General features: G+C 46.0%; 17 protein-coding genes. 15 read left to right on the top strand and 2 right to left on the bottom strand.

The window, feature by feature from the left end:
• Nucleotides 1-10: 10 nt before the first annotated feature.
• Nucleotides 11-1,108 carry a sugar kinase gene (locus ACTO17_RS08435; protein WP_482557617.1) on the top strand — a complete coding sequence of 366 codons (1,098 nt, stop codon included), beginning with the start codon at nucleotides 11-13 and terminating at the stop codon, nucleotides 1,106-1,108.
• 17 nt (nucleotides 1,109-1,125) lie between these two features.
• On the opposite strand, the gene ACTO17_RS08430 is transcribed toward ACTO17_RS08435, so the two are convergent.
• Nucleotides 1,126-2,022, bottom strand: coding sequence for a helix-turn-helix transcriptional regulator (locus ACTO17_RS08430; protein ID WP_482557616.1), 897 nt, complete (start codon nucleotides 2,020-2,022; stop codon nucleotides 1,126-1,128).
• A gap of 160 nt (nucleotides 2,023-2,182) precedes the next feature.
• Here ACTO17_RS08430 and ACTO17_RS08425 point away from each other — a divergent pair, with 160 nt between their 5' ends.
• The 8 genes from ACTO17_RS08425 (at nucleotide 2,183) to ACTO17_RS08390 (ending at nucleotide 11,174) form a co-directional block, all read left to right on the top strand.
• Complete coding sequence (locus tag ACTO17_RS08425) at nucleotides 2,183-2,311, top strand: hypothetical protein (RefSeq protein WP_482557615.1); 129 nt, start codon at nucleotides 2,183-2,185, stop codon at nucleotides 2,309-2,311.
• Nucleotides 2,312-2,509: 198 nt separating this feature from the next.
• Nucleotides 2,510-3,088 (top strand): cytidylate kinase-like family protein, encoded by a 579-nt coding sequence (locus ACTO17_RS08420; RefSeq protein ID WP_172537187.1) that lies wholly within the window; start codon nucleotides 2,510-2,512, stop codon nucleotides 3,086-3,088.
• Nucleotides 3,089-3,253: 165 nt separating this feature from the next.
• Nucleotides 3,254-4,066: a PocR ligand-binding domain-containing protein gene (locus ACTO17_RS08415; protein ID WP_172537188.1), complete on the top strand. Its 813-nt coding sequence runs from the start codon at nucleotides 3,254-3,256 to the stop codon at nucleotides 4,064-4,066.
• Nucleotides 4,067-4,194: 128 nt separating this feature from the next.
• Nucleotides 4,195-5,409, top strand: coding sequence for a tryptophan synthase subunit beta (gene trpB / locus ACTO17_RS08410; protein ID WP_172537189.1), 1,215 nt, complete (start codon nucleotides 4,195-4,197; stop codon nucleotides 5,407-5,409).
• Between the two features lie 22 nt (nucleotides 5,410-5,431).
• Complete coding sequence (locus tag ACTO17_RS08405; RefSeq protein WP_172537190.1) at nucleotides 5,432-6,700, top strand: DUF7309 domain-containing protein; 1,269 nt, start codon at nucleotides 5,432-5,434, stop codon at nucleotides 6,698-6,700.
• Nucleotides 6,701-6,731: 31 nt separating this feature from the next.
• Nucleotides 6,732-7,511 (top strand): protein-ADP-ribose hydrolase, encoded by a 780-nt coding sequence (locus ACTO17_RS08400; protein WP_482557614.1) that lies wholly within the window; start codon nucleotides 6,732-6,734, stop codon nucleotides 7,509-7,511.
• Nucleotides 7,512-7,765: 254 nt separating this feature from the next.
• Entirely contained in the window at nucleotides 7,766-9,922 is a 2,157-nt protein-coding gene (gnpA, locus tag ACTO17_RS08395; RefSeq protein ID WP_482557613.1) for a 1,3-beta-galactosyl-N-acetylhexosamine phosphorylase, read from the top strand.
• Nucleotides 9,923-10,130: 208 nt separating this feature from the next.
• Nucleotides 10,131-11,174: an HD domain-containing phosphohydrolase gene (locus tag ACTO17_RS08390; RefSeq protein ID WP_482557612.1), complete on the top strand. Its 1,044-nt coding sequence runs from the start codon at nucleotides 10,131-10,133 to the stop codon at nucleotides 11,172-11,174.
• Between the two features lie 217 nt (nucleotides 11,175-11,391).
• On the opposite strand, the gene tyrS is transcribed toward ACTO17_RS08390, so the two are convergent.
• A complete protein-coding gene (tyrS, locus tag ACTO17_RS08385) occupies nucleotides 11,392-12,609 on the bottom strand; it encodes a tyrosine--tRNA ligase (RefSeq protein WP_172537194.1) in 1,218 nt (405 codons plus the stop codon).
• A gap of 377 nt (nucleotides 12,610-12,986) precedes the next feature.
• On the opposite strand from tyrS, the gene ACTO17_RS08380 reads away from it, so the two are divergent.
• From ACTO17_RS08380 to ACTO17_RS08355, 6 genes are all read left to right on the top strand, one after another.
• Nucleotides 12,987-14,090: an AI-2E family transporter gene (locus ACTO17_RS08380; protein WP_482557611.1), complete on the top strand. Its 1,104-nt coding sequence runs from the start codon at nucleotides 12,987-12,989 to the stop codon at nucleotides 14,088-14,090.
• A gap of 102 nt (nucleotides 14,091-14,192) precedes the next feature.
• Nucleotides 14,193-15,971: a Na/Pi cotransporter family protein gene (locus ACTO17_RS08375; RefSeq protein WP_482557610.1), complete on the top strand. Its 1,779-nt coding sequence runs from the start codon at nucleotides 14,193-14,195 to the stop codon at nucleotides 15,969-15,971.
• A 2-nt stretch (nucleotides 15,972-15,973) separates the two neighbouring features.
• Nucleotides 15,974-16,648: a response regulator transcription factor gene (locus ACTO17_RS08370; RefSeq protein ID WP_482557609.1), complete on the top strand. Its 675-nt coding sequence runs from the start codon at nucleotides 15,974-15,976 to the stop codon at nucleotides 16,646-16,648.
• 2 nt (nucleotides 16,649-16,650) lie between these two features.
• Nucleotides 16,651-17,967, top strand: coding sequence for a sensor histidine kinase (locus ACTO17_RS08365; protein WP_482557608.1), 1,317 nt, complete (start codon nucleotides 16,651-16,653; stop codon nucleotides 17,965-17,967).
• A gap of 93 nt (nucleotides 17,968-18,060) precedes the next feature.
• Nucleotides 18,061-18,990, top strand: coding sequence for a calcium/sodium antiporter (locus tag ACTO17_RS08360; protein WP_482557607.1), 930 nt, complete (start codon nucleotides 18,061-18,063; stop codon nucleotides 18,988-18,990).
• Nucleotides 18,991-19,020: 30 nt separating this feature from the next.
• Nucleotides 19,021-19,488, top strand: coding sequence for a zinc-ribbon domain-containing protein (locus ACTO17_RS08355; protein ID WP_482557606.1), 468 nt, complete (start codon nucleotides 19,021-19,023; stop codon nucleotides 19,486-19,488).
• Nucleotides 19,489-19,825: the final 337 nt, after the last annotated feature.

The following is a 19,825-nucleotide window of genomic DNA, read 5'->3' as shown; positions in this document are numbered from 1 at the left end:
GGAGGAAATCATGGAATTAAACTTAAGACCAGAAAATGAATGCAAATATGACGCGTTATCCTTAGGCGAAGTCATGCTCCGTCTTGACCCGGGCGAAGGCCGAATCCGCACGGCAAGAAGCTTCCGGGCCTGGGAAGGCGGCGGAGAATACAACGTAGTCCGGGGCCTGCGCAGATGCTTCGGCATGAAAACCGGAGTTATCACCGCTTTTGCGGATAATGAAGTGGGTATGTTGATGGAGGACTTTATTCTTCAGGGCGGCGTGGATACTTCCCTGATTCGATGGATGAAAACCGACGGCATCGGAAGAATCTGCAGAAACGGGCTGAACTTTACTGAACGGGGCTTCGGCATCCGGGGTGCAGTGGGATGCTCTGACCGGGCCAACACAGCCATTTCCAAAGCGACGCCGGAAGATTTTGACTTTGATTATATTTTCGGAACTTTGGGAGCCCGGTGGCTTCATACCGGCGGAATCTATGCGGCATTGTCTGAACAGGCCTGCGAGACAGTTCTTGCAGCCATTAAAACCGCCAAAAAATACGGCACCGTGATTTCCTATGATTTGAATTACCGTCCTTCCATGTGGAGCGCCATCGGCGGACGTTCCAAAGCTCAGGAGGTAAATAAGGAAATCGCCAAATATGTGGACGTTATGATTGGAAATGAAGAGGACTTTACTGCCTGTCTGGGATTTGAAATCGAGGGAAATGACAAGAACCTGAAGGAACTGAATCTGGAGGGCTACAAGAAAATGATCAACCATGCGGCAGAAACCTATCCTAATTTTAAGGTAGTGGCCACAACGTTGCGTGAGGTGAAAACCGCTACTGTCAACGACTGGAGCGCCATCTGCTGGGCAGACGGGGAAATCTATAAAGCCAAAGACTACAAAGGACTGGAAATTATGGACCGGGTAGGCGGCGGAGATTCCTTTGCTTCCGGCTTAATCTACGGCCTGATGACCACAGCAGATGCAGAGACGGCAGTAAATTACGGCGCAGCCCACGGCGCGCTGGCAATGACAACGCCGGGCGACACCACCATGGCAAGCAAAAAAGAAGTAGAAGCCATTATGGGCGGCGCAGGAGCAAGAGTGCAGCGGTAATGATGCCTGAATTTGTTTTAAAGAGGATGCTGACTCAGAGAGCCTTTCCGGACAGCCGAGGGCGTGCACCCATAAATTTCTTTAAATGTTTTATTGAATAATTTCTGATTGGTAAACCCATTTGCCTCCATAATTTCGGTTATGGAGGCGTCTGTATTCTGAAGCTCCTGATAAATATGGGTAATCCGTATCTCATTGAGATACTGCAGGAACGAAAGCCCCATATGTTTTTTAAAAAAGCGGCAGAAATATTCCTTGTTCAGCCCAAGCAAATCAGCGCCGTCCTGTAAAGATACAGGTTCACGGAAATGTTCTCCCACGTAAGTGATAATGTCCCGGAGCCTCTGACGGGCCTGTATATCTGCAGAGGACACCTCCGGCGCAGAACGGATGGAAAAGTAACGGATCAGCCGGGCTAAAATCTGCAGAATAATCCCCTCAGATTCCAGAAATCCAGCGGCAGCCTCTTCTATATAAAGCCGTGTCAGTGTTTCCGCCATCTGGCACAGGTTCAGATATTCAGGAAACTGCTGATCGGTAATTTCATCGGGAATGCAATAAAGCCGAAACAATTCAATATCCGGCAGATACCGTTCCATCAGCCGCTTGGAAATATGGATGCACAGAAGCATCAGCTGGTCGCTGTAAGTGTTGGTACTGTGCACCTGTCCGGATTCAATGGCCAGAAGCTGCCTGCGTCTTAATTGATAAGTGCTTCCGTCTATGGTGACCGTGGCGTCTCCGTTCAGAGGGAACAAAAGCTCCAGCTCCTCATGCCAGTGCAGGGGATGGTATCCGCCGGGGGTGGTGCGGTATGCCAGCTGTATCCCCAGTTCGTTGACGTCTCTGAAAACTTCATAATAGGGCTGTTTCAAATAATCATTCCTTTCCGTTGCCGCGCATGCTTCAAACATCTGAAATAAAGCTCCTGTGTTTGTTAAATTATAAGAAATAAAAACAATAAAGTCAATATCGACTTGAAATAAGTCAAAATACCCCCTATATTTTCCGGCTTCAGGATAGTATGATAGTCAATGTAAAGAACAACAGCAAACATAAAGGAGAGATGATATTATGAAGAAAATTACGAATGCAATTAAAAGCTACTTTGAAAAATACGGCGCTCAGATTACCGCATCCTGCATGATGATGAACGGAAACCTGAATGCAGAAGTACTCAAGAGCCTGGCAAAAAGCATGTAGGTATTGAGCATGGAATTACAGAAGAATAAGAGAAAAACAAGGATAATTTGTGGACTGCAGCCATGAATTATCCTTGTTTTTATATACTGATTTTTGGAACAGCCGATAGATGGAACTCGGTTCAAATCCCCAATTGCAATCTCTACTCATCGTGCTATAATGATATTAATGAAAAATTGAAACCAAGGAGTGAAGCGTATGATTATTACAATTGGCAGAGAATTCGGAAGCTACGGCCATGTCATTGGAAGGGAACTGGCCAAAAAGTTAGGTGTGAAATATTATGATAAAGAATCAATGGCGGAAGAAGCGAAAAAGACAGGTAAATACGATGAGCTGCGTGACTTTTACCAGGAGCAGCCGGTAAACAGCCTGCTGTATGTGATTGCAACAGACAACAGCGCCCACGGGCAGCGGAAGGTGCCCTTTGAATTTATCCGAAACCTGGCCCAAAAGGAGGACTGCGTGATTGTGGGAAGGTGCGGGAACTTTATTTTGAAAGATCATCCGGATATGACAAGCGTATTTATCCACGCGCCCCTGGAATACCGCATTGACAAAACCGCTGCAAGCCGCAAAATCAGCACAGAGAAAGCCAGAAAGCTGGTGGAGAAGGAAGATAAGGCAAGAGCCGGTTTCCATACATATTATGCAGATGAGAAATGGAATGAAGCGGACGGCTATCAGCTTACCATTGACAGCAGCGTCATAAGCATAGAGGATGCTGTGGATTTAATCATTGATTTTGTAAATAAAAAGCAGAACAGCAGAAATTAAAGAAAAAGCAAATTTTATTGTTTTATGGGGACAACCGTGCTATAATGTCAACAGATGTTATAGTGCGGTTTTTTATATTACAAAAGGTATATCTGATCAGGTATGCGAAGGAATCTGCAATACTATGGAATTGCCTGAAATTGCCGGGAAAAGGAGAAAAATGCCATGGAAATATTAGATTTAATTGACAAAGAGAAGCTTCAGAAGCTTCAGGATTTATTTTCGACAGCAACAGGGGTGGCCGTCAGCATGATTGACAGGGAAGGCAGGCATGTGACAGAAGTCAGTAATTTCCTGGATTTTTGTATGAAATATACAAGAGGAAGCGAAATTGGATTAAAACGCTGCCAGAAATGCGACATGGAAGGTGTAGGCACTTATTTCTGCCATGCAGGACTGATGGATTTTGCAGCGGATATTGTAGTGGAAGGCGAGAAGCTGGGGGCAATTCTGGGCGGTCAGGTATTGCCGGCGCCTCCTGATTTTGATAAATTCCGCAAGGTGGCGGAGGAAATCGGCGTTGATCCGGATGAATATATTGAAGCATTGAAGCAGGTGCCCATTAAGACGGAAGAATCTATCCGTGCGTCGGCAGACTTAATGGGAGAGATGATCAATATGCTGATCAATTCAGAATACACCCGTTACCGGGAGAAGAAAAAGATCGGCACCATAGATCAGGAGATTGAAGTTACAACCAAGAATGTGAAACAGATTGAAGGCATGGTGCAGGATTTAACCAAGGTTTCCAGGAAGCAGAATATCCTTGCCCTGAATGCCTCCATAGAGGCGGCGAGAGCCGGAGAAGCCGGACGGGGATTCAATATCGTAGCAGGAGAGATGGGGAAATTGTCCTCCATGGCTACAGAGAAATATTCTGCCATTATTGCAAAGGCAGGAGAGATTGACGAATCTCTCAGCAGGCTCAATGAGGAATTCAATAAGAGTATGGAAGAAGACAATGGGGAAGAGCTGTAGGCAGAATCCCCATAGCCCGGGAGTCGGAATGAATGCGATTCCCGGGTTTTTTAGAGAATCAGTACCATATTCAGAAAAAATATGATATGATAGGAAAGAAATTAAGGTTCATCAGAAGGAGAAAATCAATGGATTACAGAACATATTTGAGAAACTATCCTGACAGGGAAGGCCGCTTCGGTGCGTACGGCGGCGCCTATCTTTCCCAGGAATTGATTCCGGCTTTTGAGGAGATTACAGAGGCGTATCAGACTATTTGCCATTCCTCCCAGTTTATTCACGAGCTGCGGAGAATCCGGCGGGAATTTCAGGGACGGCCTACGCCGGTGTACCACTGCGAACGGCTTTCCAGGCAGATCGGCAACTGTCAGATTTATTTAAAAAGAGAAGATCTGAACCATACAGGCGCCCATAAACTGAACCACTGTATGGGAGAAGGGCTTCTTGCCAAATTTATGGGCAAAAAGAGGCTGATTGCAGAGACGGGCGCAGGACAGCACGGGGTAGCCCTGGCAACGGCTGCCGCTTATTTCGGACTGGAGTGCGAGATTCATATGGGAGAGGTGGATATTGCAAAGCAGGCCCCCAATGTAACCCGCATGAAAATATTAGGGGCGAAAGTAGTGCCGGTGAGCCATGGATTAAAGACCTTGAAAGAAGCAGTGGATTCCGCATTTGAATCTTATGCCAGAAATTATAAAGATTCCATTTACTGTATCGGTTCTGCGTTAGGCCCCCATCCGTTTCCGCTGATGGTGCGTGATTTCCAGTCCGTTGTAGGGTATGAGGCCAGAGATCAGTTCCGCGAAATGATGGGAATCGACCCGGACGTGGTATGCGCCTGTGTGGGAGGCGGAAGCAATTCCATTGGAATGTTTATTCCCTTTTTAAATGATCCCGTAGATATTGTGGGCGTAGAACCTTTGGGCCGGGGAGAAAAACTGGGGGATCATGCAGCTTCCATGAAATATGGAGAGAAGGGCGTTATGCATGGATTTGAAAGCATTATGCTCAAAGACCAGCAGGGAGAACCGGCTCCGGTTTATTCCATCGCCAGCGGCCTGGACTACCCTTCGGTGGGCCCGGAACACGCATTTTTGCACGATATCGGAAGAGTTCAGTATGAGACAGTGGGAGATGAGGAAGCCATGGAAGCCTTCTTTAAGCTTTCCAGGTATGAAGGCATTATTCCTGCCATTGAAAGCTCCCATGCCGTTGCTTATGCCATGAAGAAGGCAAAAGAAATGGGGCAGGGTTCTATTCTGGTGTGCTTAAGCGGCAGAGGAGATAAAGATATTGATTATGTAGTGGAGCATTATGGATACGGAGAGCAATTTCTGTAAAATTTAGAAACGGCGGTGAAAGATGATTTCAGATAAATTGTACGAATTGGCATTTGCATACAAGAAAACAAAATTATGGAAAATCTTGTGGGAATCCGAATTATTTGCAGTGAAATTTTCAGACGGCAGAATCGGATATATCAGTATTATGGGAAATTTAGGGGAATATTGCGCCCTGGGACTCTATATCGGGGAAGAAGGGCTGAACAGTCTGCGGAATCTGATGAATGCCAATGAACTTTATCTGTCTCCCTTTGAATTTCAGGAGAGAGTGGTGGGGCAGAACTGCCTGCAATGCGTTTTTGAGGGAAAAGATGAACTGTCCGAGGAGCAGCGGGAGGAGACGAAAGCCTATGCCCGCGCCCACGGAATCAGAATATCCGGCAAAAATGCATATCCCAATTTTGTAAAATATCAGCCTGGAAGCTATCCCTGGCGTCTGACTTCTGAGAAAGAACAGGAGGATTTGTGCCAGGCGTTGGCAGCGGCAATCAGGATGGCGCAGCTTTTGGAGGAGAACAGCCCCTCAGAGCTTGGTTTGGGCAGAGTTGAGTATGATATGCAGGAGATTCCAATGTTGGAGCTGCAGAAGGACGGATATGTACTGAAAAAGACAGCGCTGCCGGAAGAAAAACCGGATTCCTGGCCAACGCCCTTAAGCTGTAATGAAATCGGCATTGCGGCCTTAAAGAAATTGAAGAAAGCAGATACCTGGGAATGCGAAATTATCCAGTATACAGAGCCGGTGCAGAACAATCAGGAAGAAGCTCCCTATTTCCCCATTATTTTTATGGCAGTGAATGGAGACCGGGATTATATTCTGCCGGTAGAACCAACAGGAAGCTATCGGCAGAATCCGGAAGAACTTCTGAATAGTTTTATTGATTCCCTTTTGCGGGAACAACTGTGCCCGAAGAAGATGAAGGTAAGAGATGAACGCACCTATGTTTTTGCAGAGATGTTCTGCAGCAAGCTGAAGATCCCCATCAGCATCGAAGAAGATCTGCCTGCGTTAGACCAGGTGGAGGATGAATTTTTCAGGCATTTTTCCATGAGCGAGGAAGAACAGGTGGGAGAACTTCTGGATTTTCTGGGAAGTTTGGTGGAAGATGGAGAACTGAATCTGGGTGATTTGCCTCCGGAGCTGGTGGGAGAGCTGGAAAAAGTACTGCAGTTTGGAGCGCTTCCCCAGGAGGTGGCAGACAAAGTCGGGCAATTTCTTTATCCTTCAGGAAAAAAGGGGGGACTTAAGAAATCAGATTTTAAAATGGTGAAAAAGAAACCTGACTAACAGATGCTTTGGATATAGGAGGTTTTTCATAATGACGCACAACGAGAAATTAGTATTTTTAATTCAGGAATTATTGTCAGAATCCTCCCAATACAAAGGGATGAAAATTCCGTCTGACACAGGGAAACAGAAACGGCTGCTGCGTACGCTTATGAATATTCGGGAACCTTTGCCCATCGGAGAAGAATTTCAGCAGGTGCAGGATCAATATTTAAGGGAAGAAGCAGAGGAAAAAGGCATTGTAAACTGTGAAGATTTGCCGGTTTCCCGGCTGGACAGCCGCCTTGCGCTCTTTAAGGGAGACATTACAATCCTTAAAGCGGATGCTATCGTAAATGCAGCCAACAGCGCTTTGCGGGGCTGCTTTGTGCCCTGTCACGGATGCATTGACAATGCGATACACAGCGCCAGCGGCATACAGCTTCGTCTGGCCTGTGATAAGCTCATAAAAGAGCAGGGGCATGAGGAGCCTGCAGGCCGCGCCAAGATTACCCCGGCGTTCAACCTGCCCTGCAGCTATGTCCTGCATACGGTGGGCCCCATTGTTTCCGGCAGCCTGAAAGAAACCCACTGCGCGCAGCTAAAGAGCTGTTACCGTTCCTGCCTGGAGCTTGCTTCTGAAAAAGGTTTAAAGAGCGTGGCTTTCTGCTGTATTTCCACAGGGGAATTTCATTTTCCCCATGAGCGGGCGGCGGAGCTGGCGGTAGAAACGGTACAGGAATTCCTAAAGACGGATACCAGAATTGAGAAAGTAATTTTCAATGTGTTTCAGGAAGAAGATGAGAGAATATACCGGAATATTCTGGAATGATTTGTGCAGAACCAAAAACGTATGCGTATATCCCAGGGGGAATTCTGTCCTGTCAAGGCGTTTCTGACGTTGGACACAGGCATAATAAAATATAAATTCTCCGCAGCCTAATTTTATATCATTTTAGTTAAATAGCAATATTTCTAAAATCAAAAGCAAGATATGCCTTGAAAAGAACTTTCCTATCCGATATGCTTAATTAACATGAAACAGTAGAAGGTTTGGTAAGTTTTGAATTGTAACGGAGGGTTTTTATGAGCAACACCAAAGGCAGGGTGACGATACCCACAGATTTAGATGTAATACCCCAGACGTTGGAATTGATGGAACAATGGGGCGCAGACGCAGTAAGGGACTGCGACGGAACAGATTTTCCCAGGGAACTTCAGAATGTGGACGGCAAAATATACTCCACTTATTATACCACCAGAAAAGACAATGAATGGGCTATGGCCCATCCGGAAGAAATTCAGCAGATGTATGTAATGACGCCTTTTTATATGTCAGAGACCAATCAGCTCAGCATTCCTCTGATGAAAGGGCTGTATCCGGATATGTTAAAGCCCAACAGCCGGGATGATATTACCCGCTGGTGGGAAGTGATTGACCGTACCACCGGGCAGGTTGTGCCTCCCGAAGCGTGGAGTTATGAAGAGAGCGCAGGAGAAGTGAGGCTGACCTCCATTCCGTTCCATGATTATACAGTCAGCTTTTTGGCATATATTATCTGGGACCCGGTACATATGTACAATGCAGTTACCAATGGGTGGAAGGATGTGGAGCATCAGATTACCTTTGATGTCCGTCAGCCCAAAACCCATGAATTTACCATGAAGCGTCTGCGGAAATTTATAGAAGAGCATCCCTATGTGAATGTGCTGCGGTTTACCACATTTTTTCATCAGTTTACATTGATTTTTGATGAACTGGCCAGGGAAAAATACGTGGACTGGTACGGATATTCCGCTTCTGTCAGCCCCTATATTCTGGAGCAGTTTGAACAGGAATGCGGCTACAAATTCCGTCCGGAATATATTATTGATCAGGGCTATTATAACGGGCAGTACCGGATTCCCACCAAAGAATTCAAGGATTTTCAGGCGTTTCAGCGCAGAGAAGTAGCCAAAATTGCCAGAGAAATGGTGGATATTACCCATGAATGCGGCAAGGAAGCCATGATGTTTCTGGGAGATCACTGGATCGGCACAGAACCTTTCTTAGAGGAATTTGCCTCCATCGGACTGGACGCTGTAGTGGGAAGCGTAGGAAACGGCTCTACCCTGCGTCTGATCAGCGACATTGAAGGAGTGGAATATACCGAGGGACGGCTTTTGCCCTATTTCTTCCCGGATACCTTCTGTGAAGGCGGCGATCCGGTGAAAGAAGCAAAAGTCAACTGGGTTACCGCAAGAAGGGCTATTTTAAGGAAACCCATTGATCGGATTGGCTACGGCGGATATCTGAAACTGGCGCTGGATTTTCCGGAATTTGTGGAGTATGTAAAGAGTGTCTGCGAAGAATTCCGGGAACTGTATGAGAACGTGAAGGGCTGCGTTCCTTATTGTGAGAAAAAAGTCGCTGTTTTAAACTGCTGGGGGAAAATGCGTGCCTGGGGCTGCCATATGGTACATCATGCACTGTACCAGAAGCAGAATTATTCCTATGCAGGAGTAATTGAAGCTTTGTCCGGCGCGCCCTTCGAGGTGGTATTTATCAGCTTTGAAGATATAAAGGAAGATCCGTCTGTTTTAGACGATATTGATGTCCTGCTGAATATAGGCGGCGCAGATACAGCTCATACCGGCGGAGAATGGTGGTGCGATGAAGCAATCGTTACGGCAGTTAAGAAATTCGTATACGAAGGCGGCGGAATCATCGGGGTGGGAGAACCCAGCGGGCATCAGGCCAACGGGCGGTTTTTCCAGCTTGCCAGCGTATTCGGCGTAGAGGAAGAGAAAGGCTTTACCCTGGGCTATGACAAATACAACTGGGACAGCCACACCCATTTTATCACCGAGGACTGCAAAGGAGAAATCGACTTCGGAGAAGGGCAGAAGAATGTATATGCCTTAGAAGGGACCCGGATTCTGGCAGAGAAAGAAAAAGAAGTTCAGCTGGCAGTGAACGATTTTGGAAAAGGCCGGGCGGTTTATTTCAGCGGCCTGCCCTACAGTTTCGAAAACAACCGTCTGCTGTACCGTTCTATTCTCTGGAGCGCCCATGAAGAGAGAAATCTTCATCGTTGGTACAGCAGCAACTTTAATGCAGAGGTTCATGCATATCCGGCAAACGGTAAATTCTGCGTGGTGAATAATACCTATGAACCCCAGGAGACCATTGTCTATAAAGGAAACGGGGAAAGTTTTTCCCTGTCATTAAAAGAAAATGAAATCATCTGGTATCAGATATAAAGAAAACCGGTGAAGCAGGAACCTTTTTTCTATTTGCTGTCATATAGAAAAAAGGTTCCTTTTTGCCGATAAATCTGATAGAATATTATTTATCAGAAAAAGTTGAAAAAGCAAGCGGTTCTTTCAGAATTTCAGCGGGCATATGATAAAACAGGACAAAAATATTCTTGAGAATCGCAGGAATCATTAGGCGGCAGGAGAAGGTTTCATGAAAAAAACAATTTTAGTAGTCGATGACAGCAGACTCAATCTTGCAATTGCACGGGATCTTTTGTCAGGAGAATACTGCGTGGAAACGGTGGATTCCGGTGAAAATGTCTTCATTTACCTGGAGGAAAATGAACCGGATTTGGTGCTGTTGGACATCCAGATGCCTGGTATGGATGGTTTTGAAGTGATGCGCAGACTGAAGGAAAGCCGGAAGTGGAAGGGAATTCCTGTTATTTTTCTGACTGCAGACCGTACGGAGAAAACGGAAGAGACATGTTTCCAGATGGGAGCGGTGGATTATATCGGCAAGCCCTTTGTGCCGGCGATTATGCTGCAGCGGGTGCGGAGAACAATAGAACTGGAAGAATACAAGAAGAATCTGGAACATATGGTGGAGCAGCAGCTTCAGAGAATTACCCAATTGCAGCAGGACATTATTATTACCATGGCGAATTTGATTGAAAGCCGGGACGGAACTACGGGAGAGCATGTAAAGCGGACAAGTGCCTATGTGAATCTTCTGATTGAAAAAATGCATGAAAAGGGCCTGTACAAAGAAATTCTGACCCCTGAATACATAAATTATATGCAGAAGGCGTCGCCTTTACATGATATCGGTAAAATTACGGTTCCTGACCGGATTTTGCAGAAACCAGGGGCATTGACAAAGGAAGAATATGAATTGATTCAGCTTCACGCAGAAGCAGGAGGAAGACTGATTCAGGAAAATATGAATCGGATTGTAAACCAGGAATTTGTAGAAATTGCAAGAGATATGGCAGCATTTCACCATGAGAAATGGAACGGCGGCGGTTATCCCAGGAATTTAAAAGGAGAAGAGATTCCCCTTTCCGCCAGAATCCTGGCAATTGCAGACGTATTTGACGCGCTGGTATCCGAGCGTCAGTATAAAAAGGGCATGCCCTTAGAACAGGCCTTTGAAATTATGGAAAAAGAAAGAGGCAGAAGCTTTGAGCCGGAACTGCTGGACGTATTTTTTGAAGCGGAAGGAGAATTGCGGGAATTGATGCAGGAACTGTAAAGCAGGCCTTGTTCCATTCTGATATGTTTCAGTGTAATGAAAACGTCAGGTATATTTGTATGGATGCGGAAGCATAGGTCTCAGTTTCATACGTTTCAGTGTAATGAAAAAGGGGCTGTCGGAAAACAGCCCCTGAAGCAGACAACCTGCAGTTCTATACCATTCCAAATAAGAAAAGCTCGCTGCAGAGCGTTTCTTTCTTCTATACAGTGATAATTTATTTCAGAATCTTTCGGAAATTTTTCTTTCCTTTTTTCAGTACCACGCCTTCCGTAAACAGATCGGCATTGTATACCGTTTTAATATCTGTCACTTTTTCCCCGTCTACGGAGACGCCTCCCTGCTCCACGGCCCGGCGGGCTTCCGAACGGGAAGGAGTAAGCGTAGATTTCACCAGAAGTCCTAAAATATCTATAACGCCCTCTGTAAAATCGTCGTCAGTCAAAGTCACGGAAGGCATATCTGCCGCATTTCCGCTGGAAAATAAAGTTTTTGCCGCATTTCTGGCTTTATCAGCCTCTTCTTCCCCATGCACCATTTTCGTAAGTTCAAAGGCCAGAATTTCTTTGGCGGTATTTAGCTGCGCGCCTTCCCAGGCGTCCATTTTATCAATTTCTTCCAGAGGAAGGAAGGTCAGCATACGGATGCATTTTAACACATCATCATCGGCTACGTTCCGCCAGTACTGGTAAAAATCAAAAGGCGAGGTTTTCTTAGGATCAAGCCAGACTGCCCCGGACTGGGTTTTGCCCATTTTCTTGCCTTCGGAATTCAAAAGCAGGTTGATGGTCATGGCATAGGCGTCTTTGCCCAGTTTACGTCGGATTAATTCCGTGCCGCCTAACATATTGCTCCACTGATCGTCGCCGCCGAACTGCATGTTGCAGCCGTATTTCTGGAATAATGCATAAAAATCATAACTCTGCATGATCATGTAATTGAATTCCAGGAAGCTAAGCCCTTTTTCCATCCGCTGTTTATAGCATTCTGCAGTGAGCATCCGGTTGACAGAGAAATGCGCTCCCACTTCCCGCAGCACTTCAACATAGTTCAGATCCAACAGCCAGTCTGCATTGTTTACCATCATGGCTTTTCCCTCTGAAAAGTCAATAAACTTGCTCATCTGGGCCTTAAAGCAGTCGCAGTTATGCTGAATGGTTTCTTTTGTCATCATCTGGCGCATATCGCTTCTGCCGGAGGGGTCTCCGATCATTGCAGTGCCGCCGCCGATCAGCGCAATCGGTTTATTTCCGGCCATCTGCAGACGCTTCATCAGGCACAGAGCCATAAAATGTCCCACATGGAGACTGTCTGCGGTGGGATCGAAGCCGATGTAAAACACAGCCTTGCCGGTGTTTACCAGTTCTTTGATTTCCTCTTCGTCTGTTACCTGGGCAATCAGCCCTCTGGCAACCAGTTCTTCATATACTGTCATAAAGTAACCTCCTGAATATTAAATAAAATTGTTTCGCAGTAATCCGCAAAATAAAAAATCCCCGTCCATAAAAGGACGAGGTTCTTTCTGCGCCTCTCAGATTCCGGCAGCCCTCTGTAGGATTCTGGTATGCTGCTCTTTCCCGTCATAGCTTTTGCATGCAGTTATTTATGCCATTATAGGGGGGAGAGGGGGATTTGTCAAGACAGAAAATCAGTTTCTTTTTTTAGTGTGTTGCGGAAACCATTCTTCCTGTGGTATGATACATATTACTCCGGCGGCTAAATATCGCGACAGCTTCCCTGGCAGAATTCTGTCTGCTGCGATATTTAACCGCCGGAGTAATACCAATTATATCATAACGAAAGGAAGAAAGAATGGATTTCAATAAGAATAACATAAAGAAAATACTGGGTATCATAACATTTACACTGGTTTTATTGGCATTGCTGATGAATATGGGAAAAGTATGGTCGTTTCTGGCCTTTTTATGGGGAATTCTGTTTCCCTTTATTTTAGGCTTTGCAATGGCGTTTATCCTGAACATCCCCATGACGGCCATAGAACAGAAATTGTTTCCCAAAGGCGGAAAGCCGGCCCGCCCGGTAAGTCTGGTTTTATCCCTTGTGGGCGTACTGGCAGTTCTTGCAATTGTGATTGTAGTGGTGATTCCCCAGCTTGGCAAAACCTTTGACAGCATCAGCGCAGGCATGGCCACGTTTCTGCCTCAAATGCAGAAATGGCTGGAGGATATATTCCGTGACTGGGATATGATAGAAGCTTATATTAAATCCCTGAAATTTGACTGGGTGAACTGGCTCAACGGCGTGAAGGATTTTGCCCTGAGCGGTGCAGGCAGCGTGGTTTCCTATACAATGTCTGCCACTATGACTGTGATCAATGGGGTTATGACATTTTTTATCGCATTTGTTTTTTCAATTTATATTTTAATTCAGAAAGAAACCCTGGGCAGACAGTGCCATAAAGTAATCCGTGCCTTCCTGAAACCGGCAGCGGTGGAGAAAGTATGTTACATCTGCAGTCTGTCCCACAGAATTTTTTCTAAATTTATAACCGGCCAGTGCCTGGAAGCGCTGATTCTGGGCATGATGTTTTTGGTCAGCATGACGATCTTCCGTATGCCCTATGCGTTGCTGGTGGGAGTGCTGATTGCGTTTACAGCCCTGATTCCCATGGTGGGAGCGTTTATCGGATGCTGCGTGGGAGCGTTTTTGATACTTATGGTAAATCCTATGCAGGCAGTATTTTTTATCATACTGTTTCTGGTGCTGCAGCAGATTGAAGGCAATCTGATTTATCCTCATGTGGTGGGAAATTCCGTGGGCCTGCCTTCTATCTGGGTGCTGTTTGCAGTAACCGTGGGCGGCAAGCTGATGGGAATTGCCGGAATGCTGATTTTCATTCCGCTGATGTCTGTGATTTATGCGTTGTTCCGTGACTGGGTGAATCAAAGAGTGTAATTTTACACAGATTTTACACAGATTATGTATTCCATTTACAGAAACCGTGTAGAATATTCTCAGATGTAAACCATAAATATTTGAATACACTGGAGGATAAAAATGGATATATTTGGATTTTTGTCGCTGATTGGCGGACTGGCCCTGTTTCTTTATGGGATGCATGTGATGGGAGGCGGCCTGGAAAAACTTTCCGGCGGCAAACTGGAACGGATTTTGGAAAAATTAACCTCAAACCCGCTGAAAGCAGTTTTGCTTGGAGCAGGAGTAACCGCCGTGATACAGTCGTCGTCAGCCACTACGGTAATGCTGGTGGGATTTGTCAATTCCGGCATTATGAAGCTGTCTCAGGCCATTGGGATTATTATGGGGGCAAATATCGGCACTACCTTAACCTCCTGGCTTTTAAGCCTGACTGGGATTGAAGGGGGCAATTTCTTTGTCCGTATGCTGAAGCCTTCGTCTTTTTCTCCTATTCTGGCAATTCTGGGAATTATTTTCCTGATGGGGGCCAAAAGCAGCCGCAAAAAAGATATTTCAGAGATTTTACTGGGATTTACAGTGCTGATGTATGGCATGGAGGCCATGAGCGGCGCAGTGAAGCCTTTAGCAGACGTACCGGAATTTACCGGAATACTTACCAAATTCAGCAATCCGCTGCTGGGAATCCTGGTGGGAGCTTTGCTGACGGCAGTGATACAGAGCTCCTCCGCGTCGGTGGGTATTCTGCAGGCATTGTCGGTAACCGGCGCGTTTACTTATGGATCGGTGATTCCGATTATCATGGGACAGAATATCGGCACCTGTGTGACGGCAATGATTTCTGCAGTGGGGGCCAATAAAGGCGCAAGACGGACAGCTTTTGTACATCTTTACTTTAATGTGATTGGCTCTGTGGTGTTTCTGGCAGCCTACAGTATTGCCGATGCCGTGTTCCAGTTCAGCTTTGCCGGTGAGACGGTAGGAGCGGCCGGAATTGCTGCAATTCACAGCGTGTTTAACATATTTGCAACCCTGGTGCTGCTTCCATTTACCAAAGGGTTGGAGAAGCTGGCCTACCTTACCATTCCGGTATCGGAAGAAGAGCTGAAAAGCTCCGGCAGAGAAGATGAATTCAAGGTATTGGATGAACGTTTTCTTTCTACCCCGGGCTATGCCATTGAGCAGTGCATTTCCCTTACAAAGAAAATGGCGGAGCTGTCGGGAGCGGCTGTTTGGGAGGCTATGGGACTGTTCGAAAGTTTTTCCCCGGAACAGGCAAAGCTTGTACAGGAGCAGGAGGACATACTGGATAAATATGAAGATAAGCTCAGCGCATATCTGACCCGGCTGAGCAGCCAGGATTTGTCGGAAAAAGACGGACAGAACGTGTCTGTTTTGCTGCAGAGTATCAGCGATTTGGAGCGGCTCGGCGATCATGCCCTGAATTTAACGGAAATTGCCGGCTCCATGAAGAAAAAAGAACTGGAATTTTCGAAAAAGGCAAAACATGAAATGGAAATTTTCGGCGGCGCGGTGCAGGATATTTTAAACCGCTCCATACAGGCGTTTATTCAGAATGACACGAAAATGGCGTTGACTGTGGAGCCTTTGGAGGAAGTAATTGATAAATTAAACAAAGAAGTGAAAAAACGCCATATTAAGCGTCTGAAAAAAGGAAAATGTACCATTGAACTGGGACTGGTGCTGTCTGAGATTGCCATCAATTATGAAAGGGTGGCGGATCACTGCTCCAATCTTGCGGTGTATATGATTCAGATGGAGGACAATACGGTGGAAGCTCATGGTTATGTGAACCATCTTTCAGGAACCACCAGAATGCGCTTTGATGAGATGCAGGAATTTTTCCAGAGTAAATATTCGCTTGGAGGGAAAGAATAGAGATGCCCTTGATTTATATTGTAGAAGATGATGAAAATATCCGTGAAATCCAACGCTATGCCCTGAAAAACAGCGGGTTTGACGTGCAGGAGTTTTCATGCGGCAAAGAACTCTGCAGAGCTTTGGAGGACGCGCTTCCAAGCCTGATTCTTCTGGATATTATGCTGCCGGAGGAGGATGGATTGGATATTCTGCTAAAGCTGCGGAAAAACAATGCCACTTCCCGGATTCCTATTATTATGGTAACGGCCAAATCTTCAGAGCTGGACAAGGTCAAAGGCCTTGATTTGGGCGCAGACGACTACATGACCAAACCTTTCGGCATTATGGAGCTGATTTCCCGGGTAAAAGCGCTGCTGCGGCGGACAAAAGACATGGTGGAAACGCCTGTTCTCACCAGCGGCAGCATTGAGGTGGACACCGAGAAACGGATTGTAACCGTAAACGGCGCAGTCTGTGAGCTGACCTTCAAAGAATTTGAACTGCTGAAAATGCTTTTGATTAATCAGGGAATCGTTCTGTCCCGGAACAAAATCATGGATCAGGTCTGGGGATTCGATTATGAGGGAGAGAGCCGCACGGTGGATATGCACATCAAGACTCTGCGGCAGAAACTGGGAGAAGGCGGCGGTGCAATCAAAACCGTTCGGAATGTAGGATATGTGATGGGCAGATAAATATGAAAAAAAAGATAAATTTTCAGTTTCTTATGGTGTCGTCTTTTGCCGTTGTGGCCGCTTCAGTTACTTCCATGATATTATTTTATAATATTTTCAAAAATCAGGTATATGATGACCTGAAAGATGATACTCATATAATACAGGCATTAATCCAGGAAAAGCAGAAGTTAGAGGAAAACCGTGTCCTTCTGGAAAAAGACGGACTGAGAATTACATTGATCAGAAAAGACGGAAGCGTGGAATATGACAGCAGCGCCGATCAGCAGAACATGGAAAACCATAAAGACCGTCCGGAAATCAAAGCCGCAGGAAAATCCGGCCAGGGAACAGCGGTGCGCCGGTCTGCCACCAGCTCTGTGCATACCTTTTATTATGCAAAACGTCTGGAAAACGGCGGGATTTTGAGAATCGGGAAGGATTCGGAAAATATTTTTCAGATTCTGAAACATACGGCGGCGCTGATTGCCGTACTGTCTTTGTTCAGCGTACTGCTGTGCGGAATCCTGTCCCGGTATCTGACCAGGCGGCTGCTGTCGCCCATCAAAAAACTGGCCTCCAACTTAGACGGCAAAAGCCAGGAGCCGGTGTATGAAGAAATCCTGCCCTTGATCCAGACCATCCGCAGGCAGCATGTGAATATTCTGGATCATGCCAGGCTGCGCCAGGAATTTACCGCCAATGTTTCCCATGAGCTGAAAACTCCGCTTACAGCCATTTCAGGATATGCGGAGCTGATTGAGAGCGGGATGGCCAAAGAACAGGACGCGAAACGTTTCGGCGGAGAGATACGCAGATGCTCCGACCGCCTTCTGTCTCTGATCAATGATATCCTGAAATTGTCAGAACTGGATGTGGGAGAGCAGGAATTTGAGTTTCAGCAGATGGATTTATATAAGGCGGCGGAGCACTGCCTGGACATGATGGATATACAGGCGTCCAAACAGGAGATAACACTGGAGCTGAAGGGAGAATCCCGGATGATCTTTGCCAACAGGGAATTGATAGATGAGCTTTTGTACAATCTCTGTAGCAACGGGATACGCTATAATAACCGGGGCGGCAGAGTAACCGTAACGGTGGCTTCAGAAGCCGGCAGAACCCTTCTGTCGGTGCGGGATACAGGAATCGGTATTTCAAGAGAGCACCAGGAGAGAATTTTTGAACGGTTTTACCGGGTGGATAAAGGCCGTTCCAGACAAAACGGAGGAACAGGCCTGGGGCTTGCCATTGTAAAACATATCGTCGCGCAGCATAAAGCGGAGATTTCACTGGAAAGCGAACCGGGGCAGGGAACAGAGGTAAAAGTGCTGTTTTAATATTTGATTTTTGGAAATGGAGCAGCGGGCTTACTGGATTGGAATTATTTATGAGAGGCAGGTTTTTGCCGGATTCAGATTTTGGAGGGAAAGATGCTGGATTATGTATTTCTTATCGTAGGATTTGCACTGCTGATAAAGGGCGCGGATTTTTTTGTGGACGGCAGCGCCAGTGTTGCAAGGAAGCTCAGGATTCCCGGAATGATTATCGGAATGACCATTGTGGCAATGGGAACCAGCGCGCCGGAATGTGCAGTCAGCGTGGCGGCTGCATTAAAAGGAAGCAATACCATGGCGATCAGCAATGTGGTGGGTTCTAATATTTTTAACCTGATGGTTGTCTGCGGCGCCTGTGCGGTATTTGCGCCTTTGCCGGTGAAAGAATCCACAATGAAACAGGAATTCCCCCTGTCAATTCTGGCAGCCGTACTGCTCTGGGTGATGGGAAATCAAAGCATGATGATAGGCAGAGCAGATGGGCTGATTCTGCTTGCGGTATTTGCCGCATTTCTGGCATGGATGGTGATGGAGGCAAAAAAGGCCAGAAATCAGAGCGGGGAAGAAGAAATTGCCGCACTGAATGGGTGGCAGTGCATACTTTATATTATGGTGGGCCTGGGAGCCATTGTGGCAGGCGGGGATTTTGTGGTGGATTCCGCTTCCGCTATAGCAGAGAGCTTTGGGTTAAGTCCCACGCTGATCGGCCTTACTATTGTGGCCTTCGGCACATCGCTGCCGGAACTGGTGACCTCTTTAGTGGCCGCAAAAAAAGGGGAAACCGATATGGCCATTGGAAATGTCATCGGTTCCAATATTTTCAATATCTTATTGGTTCTTGGGGTGGCGGGAGCAGTTAGTCCCATGGAAGTCTTGATGGAAAATCTGATTGATGATATAATTTTAATTGGAATGAGCGCTGTTGTGTGGATATTTGCATGGCGCAAAAAACAAATCAGCCGCTTACATGGAGCGATTATGCTTGCAATGTATGCCGGATATGTGGGATACATTTGTACACGTTAAGGTGCAGCGGCAGCCTAAGGAGGAAAAGCTATGACATTTTTTACAAAGTTAGGAGAAACAATTTCGGCAACCGGAAAAGATGTATCTCAGAAAGCAAAAGAACTGACGGAGCTTGCAAGGCTGAATCTGGATATGAAAGCAAAAGAAGATTTCATTGAAAAGCAGTATACAGAAATCGGAAAACAGTATTTTGAACTTCATAAAGAAGATGAAGAGCCGTTATTTGAAGAAATCAATCTGATATCAGAGTCTTTGATGGAGATTGAGCGGTTGAAATCAGAGATAGCCGAGATAAAAGGCAAGAAAAAATGCCCCGCCTGCGGAACAGTGGTGGAACAGGATGCAGTGTTCTGCAATAAATGCGGCGCAAAATGCGAGTCCATTTTTGAAGAAGAGGCTGTAACGCCTGGAAATGAAAACGAAGAGATAGACGAAGAGACTGTGGAAGAAGAGACAATTGATTTTACTGAGCAGGAACTTCATAAAGAAGAGGAATAATTTTACAAAAACGGGGAAAGCTGTTGTTATAGATGATACCAACTGGAAAATGTATCTGCCGGACGAGAGACTGCCATAACTGGCGCTGCAGTAAAGGATTTAAGCTTTAATCTGCAAAAACGGCCGGCTTCCAGGTATCAGAACCAACAGCTTTCTTCTATTTATAGACACTATAAGTCCGGGAATGCCTCAATTTTACAGGAATTTACCTGCATTAAGAAAGGTTCTGGAAAATTTGGTGAATTGAAAAAGTAAATTCCACTTTGTAAGATTAAATTCCGCTTTGAAAAAGTAAATTCAATAGGAATACAGAAAAAAAGAGATTTCATATAGAAAA

This window comes from Petralouisia sp. (assembly GCF_056822245.1).
Note: the sequence above shows the minus strand (reverse complement) of the source record. Positions and strands in the feature narration are given on the sequence as shown.